This window comes from Pseudomonas sivasensis, from assembly GCF_052938085.1.
The window spans coordinates 2,466,354-2,478,781 of the sequence record NZ_CP176442.1 but is presented as its reverse complement, the minus strand read 5'-3'; the positions used below and the strand labels follow the sequence as shown (position 1 = coordinate 2,478,781).

At 54.5% G+C, this 12,428-nt stretch carries 10 protein-coding genes and 2 pseudogenes; 8 read left to right on the top strand and 4 right to left on the bottom strand.

The features are described from left to right. Window positions 1-22 precede the first annotated feature (22 nt). From ACKZ62_RS11525 to ACKZ62_RS11515, 3 genes and pseudogenes are all read left to right on the top strand, one after another. A pseudogene (locus ACKZ62_RS11525) lies at window positions 23-1,011 on the top strand (2-hydroxyacid dehydrogenase). Window positions 1,012-1,082: 71 nt separating this feature from the next. Then, complete coding sequence (locus ACKZ62_RS11520; protein ID WP_032889650.1) at window positions 1,083-1,523, top strand: hypothetical protein; 441 nt, start codon at window positions 1,083-1,085, stop codon at window positions 1,521-1,523. Beyond that, window positions 1,520-1,924 (top strand): META domain-containing protein, encoded by a 405-nt coding sequence (locus tag ACKZ62_RS11515; RefSeq protein ID WP_032889652.1) that lies wholly within the window; start codon window positions 1,520-1,522, stop codon window positions 1,922-1,924. The genes ACKZ62_RS11520 and ACKZ62_RS11515 overlap by 4 nt, the downstream gene beginning before the upstream one ends. 130 nt (window positions 1,925-2,054) lie before the next feature. Here ACKZ62_RS11515 and ACKZ62_RS11510 read toward each other — a convergent pair whose 3' ends face one another. Further along, on the bottom strand, window positions 2,055-2,516 hold the full coding sequence (locus tag ACKZ62_RS11510; protein ID WP_032889653.1) for a TlpA disulfide reductase family protein: 462 nt from the start codon (window positions 2,514-2,516) through the stop codon (window positions 2,055-2,057). Window positions 2,517-2,631: 115 nt separating this feature from the next. Here ACKZ62_RS11510 and arsC point away from each other — a divergent pair, with 115 nt between their 5' ends. Genes arsC through ACKZ62_RS11495 form a run of 3 tightly spaced genes read left to right on the top strand, consistent with a single transcriptional unit; the run spans window position 2,632 to window position 3,987 of the window. Beyond that, complete coding sequence (gene arsC, locus ACKZ62_RS11505) at window positions 2,632-2,985, top strand: arsenate reductase (glutaredoxin) (RefSeq protein WP_447096689.1); 354 nt, start codon at window positions 2,632-2,634, stop codon at window positions 2,983-2,985. Next, window positions 2,982-3,596, top strand: coding sequence for an NAD(P)H:quinone oxidoreductase (gene wrbA / locus ACKZ62_RS11500; protein ID WP_032889655.1), 615 nt, complete (start codon window positions 2,982-2,984; stop codon window positions 3,594-3,596). Before arsC ends, wrbA begins: the two co-directional genes overlap by 4 nt. Beyond that, window positions 3,580-3,987 (top strand): DUF2069 domain-containing protein, encoded by a 408-nt coding sequence (locus ACKZ62_RS11495; RefSeq protein ID WP_032890035.1) that lies wholly within the window; start codon window positions 3,580-3,582, stop codon window positions 3,985-3,987. Before wrbA ends, ACKZ62_RS11495 begins: the two co-directional genes overlap by 17 nt. Before the next feature lie 71 nt (window positions 3,988-4,058). On the opposite strand, the gene ACKZ62_RS11490 is transcribed toward ACKZ62_RS11495, so the two are convergent. The 3 genes and pseudogenes from ACKZ62_RS11490 to ttcA (ACKZ62_RS11480) all read right to left on the bottom strand — a co-directional run bounded on the left by ACKZ62_RS11490 (window position 4,059) and on the right by ttcA (ACKZ62_RS11480) (window position 6,560). Beyond that, window positions 4,059-4,730, bottom strand: a complete 672-nt coding sequence (locus ACKZ62_RS11490; protein ID WP_032889657.1) for a DNA-3-methyladenine glycosylase I — start codon at window positions 4,728-4,730, stop codon at window positions 4,059-4,061. A gap of 67 nt (window positions 4,731-4,797) precedes the next feature. Further along, window positions 4,798-5,499: pseudogene (gene ttcA, locus ACKZ62_RS11485) on the bottom strand (tRNA 2-thiocytidine(32) synthetase TtcA); the annotation flags it as partial. Window positions 5,500-5,666: 167 nt separating this feature from the next. Further along, on the bottom strand, window positions 5,667-6,560 hold the full coding sequence (gene ttcA / locus ACKZ62_RS11480; RefSeq protein WP_447096688.1) for a tRNA 2-thiocytidine(32) synthetase TtcA: 894 nt from the start codon (window positions 6,558-6,560) through the stop codon (window positions 5,667-5,669). Window positions 6,561-7,199: 639 nt separating this feature from the next. On the opposite strand from ttcA (ACKZ62_RS11480), the gene ACKZ62_RS11475 reads away from it, so the two are divergent. Together ACKZ62_RS11475 and ACKZ62_RS11470 are read left to right on the top strand one after the other, a co-directional pair. Further along, a complete protein-coding gene (locus ACKZ62_RS11475; RefSeq protein WP_447096687.1) occupies window positions 7,200-8,015 on the top strand; it encodes an inositol monophosphatase family protein in 816 nt (271 codons plus the stop codon). A gap of 310 nt (window positions 8,016-8,325) precedes the next feature. Beyond that, window positions 8,326-12,390, top strand: a complete 4,065-nt coding sequence (locus ACKZ62_RS11470) for a KAP family P-loop NTPase fold protein (protein ID WP_447096686.1) — start codon at window positions 8,326-8,328, stop codon at window positions 12,388-12,390. The last annotated feature ends 38 nt before the right edge of the window (window positions 12,391-12,428 follow it).

Sequence of the window (12,428 nt, the reverse complement as noted above, 5' to 3'; positions counted from 1 at the left end):
ACAAATTGCAGGGAGCTTTTCAATGCGCGTGATTCTTTTCAGCAGCCAGACCTACGACCGCGATAGTTTCCTCGGCGAGCCACTGCCACCTGGGCTGGAACTGCAATTCCAGCCGGCCCGACTCAATCTCGACACCGTGGCCCTGGCCGAACACCACGAGGTGGTTTGCGCCTTTATCAACGACGACCTCAGCGCCCCGGTGCTGGAACACCTGGCCAAGGGCGGCACCCGACTGATTGCACTGCGCTCGGCGGGTTACAACCATGTCGACCTCGCCGTCGCCAAGCGCCTGGGCCTGACGATCGTACGGGTACCTGCTTACTCGCCCCATGCGGTCGCCGAACACGCCGTAGCGCTGATCCTCGCACTCAACCGCCGCCTGCACCGTGCCTACAACCGCACCCGCGAGGGTGACTTCAGCTTGCACGGTCTTACCGGTTTCGACCTGGTGGGCAAGACTGTCGGTGTTGTCGGCACAGGGCAGATCGGCGCGACATTTGCCAGGATCATGGCCGGTTCGGCTGTGAGTTGCTCGCCTACGACCCCTTCCCCAATCAACAGGTGCAGGCAATGGGCGCGAAGTACGTGAGCCTGCCCGAGTTACTGGCCCAGGCGCAGATCATCAGCCTGCACTGCCCGCTGACCGCTGACAGCAAGCACCTGATCAACGCCCGTTCCCTGTCGCACATGCAGCCCGGCGCGATGCTGATCAATACTGGCCGTGGCGGCCTGGTGGATACCCCGGCATTGATCGAAGCCCTCAAGGACGGCCAACTCGGCTACTTGGGGCTGGATGTCTACGAAGAAGAAGCCCAGCTGTTTTTTGAGGACCGCTCGGACTTGCCCCTGCAAGACGACGTGCTCGCACGCCTGCTGACCTTCCCCAACGTGATCATCACCGCACACCAGGCGTTCCTTACCCGCGAGGCCCTGGCGGCCATTGCCGGCACTACCCTTGCCAACATTGCTGCATGGGCCGATGGTCGGGCGCAGAACCTCGTCGAAGGATGATCAGCGGTCACATAGCAAGCTCATGATGAGCAGGCACCCGTGATAGGATGCCGCGCCTATTTGGAGGATCCATGGCCGAACACGATTTCCGCTTCAGCTTGCTGAGCCCGCAACACACCCTGATCGAATGCCGCGCCCTAGTGCCGGGCCGTTACCAAGTCACCGGCAACGGTGGTTCGATCAAGCATGGCGACGTACTGATCGTCACCCTGCGCGGCAGTAAAACCCTGTCAATGCGCCTGACCGTTGAAGGTGACGCGCGCTACTCCATCCGCCCGGCGGGCCAATGGGTCGCCATGGCTCAAGGGCCGAAATTCGGCGAGTTGGAGATTCACACTTGGAAGGTCAACTGCGACAGCTGCGACACCGTGCTGGAGTTTGAATTCGCGGTAGAAACCAAGCTGACCAAAGAACCGCTGCAGCCTGCCGCCAACGCGCGCATCAAAGAGTTGGGCTGGGCCAGTGAAGGCGACAAGCACCGCTGCCCGAAATGCCAGAAGGCTGCGCAATGAAAGGCCTGCTTCTGCTCGCCGCCGTCGGCGTGGCCTTGAGCGGCTGTGCCGGTGATGCGGTCAAGCTCAAGCAGGATCACAGTTACGTGGTGGAGTGGATTGGTGAGCGGCCATTGATGGACTACGCACACCTGACTGTCACCCTCGGCGCCGATGGCCGCGCCTACGGTAATGGCGGCTGCAACCACTGGTTTGCGCCGTACACGGTCGAGGGCGACAAGCTCAGCTTCGGCAAAATCGGCAGCACCCGCAAGCTCTGCGCCGAGGCCTTGATGGAGCAGGAGCATCGCTTCTTCCAGGCCCTGCAAAGCGTACAACGCTGGGACATCTCGCCGATCGAGCAGACCCGCTTCTGGCCGGCCGAAGGCAAGCCGATTCGCCTGTGGCTGGAAGAAGGCTGATCACGCTGCTTGCGGTCCAAATGTGGGAGAGGGCTTGGCCCCGATGGCGGTGTAACAGTCAACGGATGTATTGACTGAAACACTGCAATCGGGGGCAAGCCCCCTCCCACATTTGATTTGAGTGGTTGCTTTAACCGCGCAAGGCCTTGAGTTTGGCCAGTACCCCTTCCGCCGTCTGTTCGCCCATCAACTGCTCACGCACCTTGCCCTTGTCATCAATGATGTAAGTCACCGGCAATGCCTCGCTGCGCGGAATTTCAAAGATCCCGTCGGGGTTTTGCGCAAGCACGGTGAATTTAATGCCCAACTTGTCGCTGGCCTCTTTCAGCTCTGCACCCTGCACATTGTCGAAGTTAACCCCGAACACCCCCACGCCCTGCCCCTTCAGCTGTTCCGCCAAGGCATTGAGTTCAGGGATTTCCGTGCGGCACGGGCCACACCATTCTGCCCAGTAGTTGACCACCAGCCATTGCTTGTCCAAGCGCTCGGCCGCGACTTTCTGGCCGTACTGGTCAACGCCATAGTCATTCCCGCAGCCGCTGAGCAGCAGGGTTGTAATGATCGCCAATGCACCGATCAGTCGACGTGTCATGGGGTAATCCTTCGCAAAAATGAACGTTGGCTGCGACCTATCGCCTCTTACGGTTTAAGGACGGGGTGCAGCGCGGGTAGAATACCCGCCACCTTACGCAAGATGCGACCCGCACATGACCGATCTGACGCTTTATCACAACCCGCGCTGCTCGAAATCCCGCGGTGCGCTCGAATTGCTTGAAACCCGCGGTCTCACCCCAACCGTGGTGCGCTACCTGGAAACCCCGCTGGATGCGTCGCAAATCAAGGCCTTGCTGGCCAAACTGGGCCTCAGCGCCCGTCAATTGCTACGTACCGGCGAAGACGAGTACAAAACTCTCAACCTGGCCGACGCCAGCCTCAGCGAAGCCCATCTGATCGCCGCCATCGCCGAACACCCCAAGCTAATGGAGCGTCCGATCCTGGAAACCGCCGACAAAGCCATCATCGGCCGCCCACCAGAAAACGTGCTGGAGATTCTGCCGTGACCACACCGTACGTGTTGGTGCTGTATTACAGCCGCAACGGCTCGGTCAGCGAAATGGCCCGGCAGATTGCCCGGGGCATTGAGCAAGGCGGCATGGAGGCGCGCTTGCGCACGGTGCCGGCGATCTCCACCGAATGCGAAGCCGTGGCACCGAGCATTCCGGACGAAGGCGCGCTGTATGCCAATCTAGATGATCTGAAGAACTGCTCAGGCCTGGCCCTGGGGAGCCCGACGCGCTTCGGCAACATGGCTGCGCCGCTCAAGTACTTCCTCGATGGCACCAGCAACCTGTGGCTCACCGGCGCGCTAGTCGGCAAGCCGGCTGGCGTGTTCACTTCCACCGCCAGCCTGCACGGCGGCCAGGAGACCACGCTGATGTCGATGCTGCTACCGCTGCTGCACCACGGCATGCTGATCACTGGCCTGCCCTACAGCGAACAGGCATTGCTCGACACCCAGGGCGGCGGTACGCCATATGGCGCCAGCCACCATTCCGGGCCGGACGGCAAGCGCATGCTCGATCAACATGAAATCACCCTGTGCCGGGCACTGGGGTTGCGCCTCGCCACCACCGCCACGCTGCTGGAGAATGGTCGTGGCCAAAAAGCCTAAAGTTCTGCCGCCCCAAGCGTGGCTGGAGCCGCGGGTCAAGGTGGCACGCGCGCTGAGCCTGCTGGCGTTTTTTAGCCTGGTGGGTTTGCTCTGCGTGTATTACCTGTTCGTCGCCGACCTGCACGGCGCACGCCCATGGGTGATCCTGCTGATCGAGCTGGTGCCGCTGTTGTTGCTGGCGCCGGGCATGATCAGCGGCAGTGCGCGGGGGCACTCATGGATGTGCTTTGCGGTGAACCTGTATTTCATCAAGGGCGCGCTGGCGGCGTATGACCCGAACCGTCAGTGGTTCGGGGTGCTTGAGATGCTGGCGAGTCTGGCGGTGTTTTGTACCGCACTGCTCTATGTGCGGTGGCGGCATCAGTTGAATCGGCGGCTGGCTGAGGCCTGATCAACGATTTGCAGTGCATCCAGCTTGTGTGGCGAACGAGCTCACCACACAAGAACTTGCTCCGACTGGGGTCAGTGGTTGACGGTGTAAGCCAACATCATCGACAACTGACACATCGGCCGCCCACTCTCGGCATGCCACTGGTTGAACGCGCCCTGAACCGTTGCCAGATCCCGCAGGCTGGTCGGCGCCTTGTCGACGATCTTCTGCGCATTCAATGCAGCCACTACGTCATCACTCGGCACAAACGTATCCTTGCCCACCATCCGCAAGAATCGCGGCGCCGACAGGCCGCCCAACTGATGGCCGTGCTTGCTCAGGTACTTCCAGAGCCCGACGATATCCGTCACCGGCCAGTCGGCGATAAACGCGCCGAAGCTGCCCTTCTCTTGCTCAATATCCAGAATCATCTGCGCATTGCGCGGCACGCTCTTGAGCTTGCCCAGGTGACGGATGATACGCGTGTCCTGCATCAGGCGTTCCAAGTGCTCGGCGCCCATCAGCACGACTTTTTCCGGATCGAAGCCGAAGAACACCTGCTCAAACGCCGGCCACTTGGCGTCCACTACGCTGTGCTTCAACCCGGCGCGAAACACCCGGAGCGCCAAGGTCGACAGGTAGCGATCATCGCTGATCTTGCGCAATTGGGCCGGGGTCTTGGGTACCGGCAGGTGGGCTTCCAGTTGAGCCGCTGAACCAAAGCGGTTCAGACAATATTCGTGCAGCCACTTGTAATCGCGCATGCCCTCTCCTGGGGATTGAAATGAAAACGGCGCCCTTGAGCGCCGTCTTTCAGAGCGTTGAACTGCTTCAGAGGTTCACTACGTTGACGAAGCGCGAAGCGGCCGTCTCGTCGATTTTCAGGCTGGTGAAGTCAAACAGGTTGCGGTCGGCCAACTGCGACGGCTGCACGTTCTGCAAGCTGCGGAAGATGCTTTCGGTGCGCCCCGGCGTCTTGCGCTCCCAGTCCACCAGCATCTCCTTGACCACCTGGCGCTGCAGGTTTTCCTGGGAGCCGCACAGGTTGCACGGGATGATCGGGAATTGCTTGAAGTCGGAGTAGGCCTGGATGTCTTTCTCGTTGCAATACGCCAGCGGACGGATTACCACGTTGCGTCCGTCATCGGAGCGCAGCTTGGGCGGCATGGCCTTGAGAGAGCCGTTGAAGAACATGTTGAGGAAGAAGGTTTCGACGATGTCGTCGCGATGGTGACCCAATGCCATCTTGGTCGCACCGATTTCATCGGCAAAGGTGTAGAGCGTGCCACGGCGCAGGCGCGAGCACAGCGAGCAGGTGGTCTTGCCTTCCGGGATCAACTCCTTGACCACCGAATAGGTGTCTTTCTCGACGATGTGGTACTCGACGCCCAGCGCTTTCAGGTAAGCCGGCAGCACGTGCTCGGGAAACCCCGGTTGTTTCTGGTCCATGTTGACGGCAACGATGTCGAACTTGATCGGCGCGACCTTTTGCAGGTGCAGCAGTACATCGAGCAGGGTGTAACTGTCTTTACCTTATAGCTCAAGGATATCCTAGTAAACAGTACACTCATGATCATAACCCTATAAATTTACTACGTTTTACGAATAACATTATTTACAAAAAAAGTCGATAATGTAAATTATCATGGTTTAGCGAGCTCCAGAACCACCCTTTCCTCACAAAAAACGACGTTGAACCTTTACAAAACCTGGACGACATCTATCCAGTTTTCAACGCGAGAAGAAGAAACCGTTGCGTCTTCAAACTTGTTGGGCGGCCGGGCTTCCGATCTATCAATAGACAGATTTACGAAGTCGAACAGACAGCGATCGGCCATCTGGGAAGGGTTTACGCTTTGTAAGCTGTGAAAAATATTTTCCACACACCCGGGATTTACCGAGTCCCACTCCGCAATCATCGATTTAATTTTTTTCCTTTGGAGATTCTCTTGTGAGCCGCAGAGATTACATGGAATGATCGGATACGCACTATCAGCAGCGACCTTCGCTACATCTTTTTCTCGGCAATAGGCGAGCGGCCGAATAACGATATTCCTCTTATCGTCACTGAGAAGTTTAGGCGGCATTCCTTTCATCTGCGCTTGGAAAAACATGTTGAGAAATAAGGTCTCAACCATATCATCCATATGATGTCCAAGCGCCAATTTAGTAGCCCCTATTTCCTCGGCAAAACTATAAAGCGTACCCCTTCTAAGTCTTGAACAAAGAGAGCAGGTTGTTTTACCTTCAGGAATTTTTTGCTTGACGACTGAATAAGTATCTTTATCAATTATATAATAATCAATTCCTTTACTCTCAAAAAACTCAGGCAAAATATGCTCAGGAAACCCTGGTTGCTTCTGATCAAGATTTACGGCTACAACGCTAAATTTTATTTGCGCAACGCGCTGGAGGTGTAGCAGCGCATCCAGCATTACAAATGAATCTTTGCCACCACTTACGCACACCATAACTTTATCGCCGTCGTCGATCATCGCGTAATCTACAACAGCCTTTCCGACATTACCACGCAGCTTTTTACGACGAAGCTCTGCCGCCTTATTTAATTGAGCTGTACTTTCATATATCATCATGGCTTAAGTTCCGACCAATAATTTAGAAATTTATAAATAATCCCAATGAAAAAATAGCCCTTCTAAAACATCCATATTCTTGCAATGAATTAAGATAGCTAGTTAACGCAAAAACAAAAAACCCATGACAAACAACATGCATTGGCCCAGACACTTCACATCTCATCTAGACGCTTAAAACTCGAAAAAGAGATAAAGCGAACGATATCTGACTTGGCTGTATCATAACAAGATTGTGTCTACGTTTTAAGTGCGCCCTGACCAACGATCGCTTTCCGCTTCGCTAGGGCGCCTCAGTGATTGACTACACCACGGAGTACTGCTGGTGACCAAGGTTGATTGGCCTCAAAGACACTTATGGCGACAGATCATCCTCTACCATTTGGGACGGCAGCAGCCGCCATCAGTACAGCCGGGATCATCAAGCGCACGTCACGTCGTTGGTGGGTGCAGCGATCGGGACTGTGATTGGCCCACTGCAGAGGAATAGTCGAATCGCGTGTAAACGCCTAGTCAAATACCATACGTTGCCCTAATTTATGTGGTGAGCTGTCTCGTCTAAGGTCGCGCGCCGCTGCTTACAATAGATCGCTGCTGGCTTGGAGGCATTCCTTAAACGATAATTTTTTATAGAGCGTCATGACTAGTCCAGATCTAATAGCGCTTCTCACCAGAGCATCCGAAATTGTTCAACGAGCAGGCGTTTTGCTATCCGAAGAGTGGAGTCGTCCGGATGGACCTCGAGGCCAGGGGGATAAGGCTGCGATTGACGTAGAAATTGAAAATATTTTGAGGCCTGAGCTCCTCAGCCTGCTTTGCTGCGATTTTTGGGGTGAAGAGACGGGACACATCCTCACGGGGAATGCTTGGTGTTGGGTTGTGGACCCTAACGACGGAACGAGTGACTTTCTGAACGGCTTGAAGGGATCTGCAATATCGGTGGGGCTACTGCATAAAACCATTCCAGCACTCGGGATTGTATTTGCCCCCGTAACTCCTGAGGGGCCACCAGACTGCATTGGGTGGGCGGAAGGCATGCCCCATCTGATTCGCAATGGTCAACCAGTTAGCTCCTGCCTTGCTGATAAAAAGCTGTCGAGCGACAGCACTATAATGGTCAGCGCTGCGGCTCTAAATAAACCGGACCTCAATCGAGAGATGTGTGCTCCAGGGAATTTTCATGCAATGCCATCCATCGCATACAGACTGGCTAGAGTAGCCGCTGGTGACGGTGTGTGCGGCGTTTCGCTTTACCCTGTTTCAGCACATGATGTTGTTGCTGGGCATGCACTGTTGAGAGGCGCCGGTGGTGTGCTGCTAAACGAAAATGGAATTGCCATCAGCTACGCCACGGAGGCCAATATGGAGACCGTATCGCAGCACTGCTTCGGTGGATCACCAACCGTTTGCCTCGAACTGACAACTCGTAAATGGGATCTAGTCCTCCGAGCTTAAACGGGCCGAGGCCACTATTGAGATAACATCGAGACAACGGATGCCTAAACTAATTTTTGTAGTTGTTAACCATTGATGCTTACAGTGCGAAAAATAGGTTTACAGGGTAACTCGAATGCCATCATTTCGGACCACATCAGGCGTAGTCGCGTCTGCACATCAATGCCGAGAACTCCGAGGACTTGAGCAAAATAGGGCGCCAACGGGTGCTCAGGAGTAGATCTGCCACGGCGGTGTGGTTTGCTATTGCAGCCCTACTGAAGTAACGACAGTATGTGTAGCCAAATGCCAGCAGCCAAAGGATGATTTGATGCCCTCCGACAATAGGATCATGCCCGCCATTTTGGATCGTGAAATTTCTGGTGCGGATCAAGATGCATTCGGCCATAGGCATTTCGCTCAGGGCCTGCAAAGCCTTATCGAGTCAGAGCAATTAGCCCCTCCGTTTAGCATTGGTCTCCTTGGTGGCTGGGGTACCGGCAAAAGCAGTATTAAGGAGCTGTACACAACCCATCTGAAAAATGATGCTTCCAAACAAGGCGGGAAGCTCAGAAAGGATCGGTTCCACTGCATCACATTCAACGCTTGGCGATTCGGCGGGCACGACCAGGACATCAAGCGTGCCTTGTTGCGTCATGTGTACCTGGAGCTGGGCGGCAAGGAAGGTCACCTACACGATAAGCTTTTTCGGCAGATCAGCGAGACAACCCAAAAATCGAAGGGATGGTTAAAAATTACTCTGGAGACACTCAAGGCATGGGCGTTGCCGGTACCTGCCTTGATCGCTGCAATGTCCCTTTTGTTTGGGATTTGCTACCTAACGCTATTCGTTTTCAATGTTCAAAGTGAGTTTCTGAAAAGCATCGTCTTTTTGTGTGTAACCGCGGCTTATACCTACCTTCTAAAGCACATCAAACCACCTGCCGTTGGATCGTCAACCCCGATCACGCGAGTGGAGCTTCCTAACACTACGTCCGAACAATACGAAGACCTCCTCCTCGATCAAATCCGAAACTACAAGTCTGGTGACTGTAGATCTTTGGAGGGTCGCTCAGGAAAGTCCTGTGAACGGTTGGTTGTTTTTGTTGACGATTTGGATCGCCTTTCAGCCGAGGAAATGGTCCTTGGTTTGGATGCTGTACGCACCTTTATGGAGATTCCTGCAAATCGTCTTCCGAAGGGCATTGGCTTAGTGTTTGTTATTTCCTGTGACGAAGCCAAAGTAGCTGACGCTCTTGCTCGGGGGCGAAGAAATAGTGACCTTCCTGGCTCGGTAGTGACTCACAACGACGCACGTAGATATCTGGATAGGATCTTCCAATTCCGCTTGGAGATTCCACCGCCCCCCCGTCATGACATGCGCGAGTTCGCGCGCTTTCACTTGGCCAAGTTAACTAGCGTCACGGCAGATCTTGAGGCCCGTGGTTTCCAGCTTGCGCCGATTATTGATCGTATGATTCATGTCAGCGTCCAGGATCCGAGAAACGCTCTTCAGATCGTGAATGCTTTCGCTCAAGCTTGGTGGATTGCTCGGAAGAGGGAAGCCGAAGGCCTAGGCACTAACAAGCCCGGAGGGCTCCACGAAGGGGCTGTCACGTCGCATCCCATTTCACTTGGTGCACTATGTGCGATGAAAGTAAGTTTTCCTGATTTTTATCGTGACCTCCAGGAAGACCCAGCATTCCTGCAGCGTTTCACTGATGTTGTCATTCGCGGGCTAAAGCTGGACGACCAGCCTCTACAAACACAGGATCGCTTAAAGGAGCGCTATTACAAGCTCACTGATGGAGAGTTCACTCTTAAGGCAGAGCACCGGCCACTTCGGCAATTTATTGCAAGCCTCGTTGGCTTAAGGTGGCCGCCCTCACTACAAAGCCTGCTTCTACTTTCCGAGGACCACATCACTCGACGTTTGGGGCCGAAGATCGCCCCAATCTACGGTGACTTTATTTCCGGTAACACGCAGGGGGTTTTGGAGGGGCTCGCCAGGCACAGCGATAATGCTCCTCTGCACGAAGACGAAGCCCGAGCGCTTTATCAGATGCTTGAAGACCTGCGACAGGAATTGCCTGAGCTCAGAGCGCGCGCTTCACGGGTAGTAGCAGACCTAGTGGAGCGCCTACCCGAGCCACCGGCCTACCAGCTCATCAGTATGCTTTGTCGTGAAATGGCGGACTCTCTGGATCTGCGCTCACAACTTGGGCTAGAAAAGATCGGCAAGATTCTGCGATCTGCCGTTTCCGACGACCAACGAATTATTGCCTCCCGCCTTGTAGGCGATGTACTCGGCGGTAACGACGCCGTTAAGCTTCTGCGCGAGACCATGGAGCCCCCTAGTCTTGATGAAGCAATCGCTATGGTTCACATGGCAGTCCCGATGATTCTGACAGTGCGTGTAAGCATTGGACTGGAGCGTCGGGCTGACGAACAACTGCTTGGCTGGTTGCTCGATCGGAATATTTCTATCGGCACTAAACACGCCCAGCTCTCCTTCAACGAGCTGGAACAATGGCTGGAAAGCTATGGTGAGAAGTTAGTTGCTGACTTAGGCCTCGACTACATAAATGCGCTCGCAGACGAGCTTGAGAGAAATCAGAATCCTCAATTTGATATGGCCTCCAGTATCTCTCGGGCCCGAGGTATTTTTGACCAGATGATGGCGCAAGGCGCCGAGTCACGAACGCTGCTATGGGTTCCGTTGGCACGATATGTATCTCTCTCTGAGGAAGTCGCAGTGCGTATGGCTTGGGAGGTCGCTCAAAGCAACCACCGGGACGCTGATGATGAAGATGTTTGTCATTTCGTCAGCAGTTTCGTCGCGCGGCTGTTGAGGGCCTTCAACGACGAAGAGTCAACAATCGAACATGAAGTGGCAGCATCAATCTTGCTAGCGTTTGTCCGCGAACGGATAGATGCCCTTGACGATGAAACGGTCAAAGCAATCGCTGATTTGGCTGATCAATGGGGTAAAAGCGACGTCCTTCCTGAGCAGGCATGTGCGTTGCTTTCAGAACTACGAAAAAGTAATGACACAGACTTCATACGAGTGCTTGGCGGGTGGATCCCCCAACTCTTCGCTAACCTTCCCATCGAATGCGTGAAACTGATCGCGACTCAGTTTGAAACTTTGCCTGCACCGACTCAAACCGCGATAGGTAGTTCTCTTTCAACCTTTCTCACCAGTGTTGCTGTGACTGATCCTGCACTGGAAAGGTACAAAATATTCTCTCTTGCTACCCCTCAAGCGGCGTGGAAAGTCGGTCCGTTGCATGGCTATGTAAACAGCCTCCTTCCGCACTTGGTATCTCAGATCAGCGCCGAGACATACATTAGATCGATCTTAGAGCCGAGCACGCCCCTCATACAACATGCATCGCCGAGCATCCTAGGACCCAACCTGCAGCAACTTTTTGTTCAGGGTAAAAGCTATCCGAGTCTTTTTTCATGGCTGCACCACTGTCTTGCGGAGCGTTGGCCTTCGAAGTCAGACAGCCTCCCAGGCTACGACCCACAGGCCATTTTTGATGAAGCTGGCACGTTTGCAGTAACTTACTCCGCCGAGACGAAGCGGGGGGTTTTGCGTTCCATGCGCCATATGGTTGAGAGCGGCCTTGTTGGAAGTGAGGAGCGTGTAAAACTCATTGCCGCTGCGTGTTCGGCCTGGTCATCCAATCCGAACTCCGCATTGGACACCTTCGAGAGGGGCTATTGCGAGCTTACCCCTGATCAAGCTGCCAACCTTGCTTCAAACATCTCGTGGGATAAACCCGAGCACCTTGATGCACTACAAAAGGCTTGGACAGCCATTGCAGCCAATAAGAAACGCCCCGCACCTAGTGAGGTAATGGTGCGAATTCTTCAGCGAGGTCTACTTGGGAATACAGAACAGCCTGACTTGGCGGCCCGTATTTGGATTCAATCCCAGCAGGACAAAGGGCACGAGCTTATGGCAAATCTGCTAGCAAGCAACGCGCTGGAGGATACCCATAGACGGAGGTTATGGGCTTGCTCGATTGAGCAGGTCAAAGAGCTCGGCGCTCCGTTCTTCCTAGAGTTGATACCCAAAGTAAGCGCACTCGCCAACGCAGATGAGACGATCAAGGCAGTGTTTGACGACTTCAGCATCGTCATGACCGTACTGAACTCTAAAGATCTACAGGCTGAAATGGCGATGCGCTTGATGAAGCAGTTCTCAGGTGCCTCTACCAATTCAACAAAAGGGCGTATCGCCGAAATAAGTAACAAGCTTGTCAGCCAAGCAGCTTTAAAGAACTTCCAGCCAGAGTCACTTCACAAGGATGAGTACGAGATTTTGGCGGTGCATTTTGGCGCTCGCCCCATGAAAAAATTTGAAAAGCTGCTGGTCAGTGAGTGACGTGCATGGTCACCAATGAGTGCAATGTCTTGGCAGGG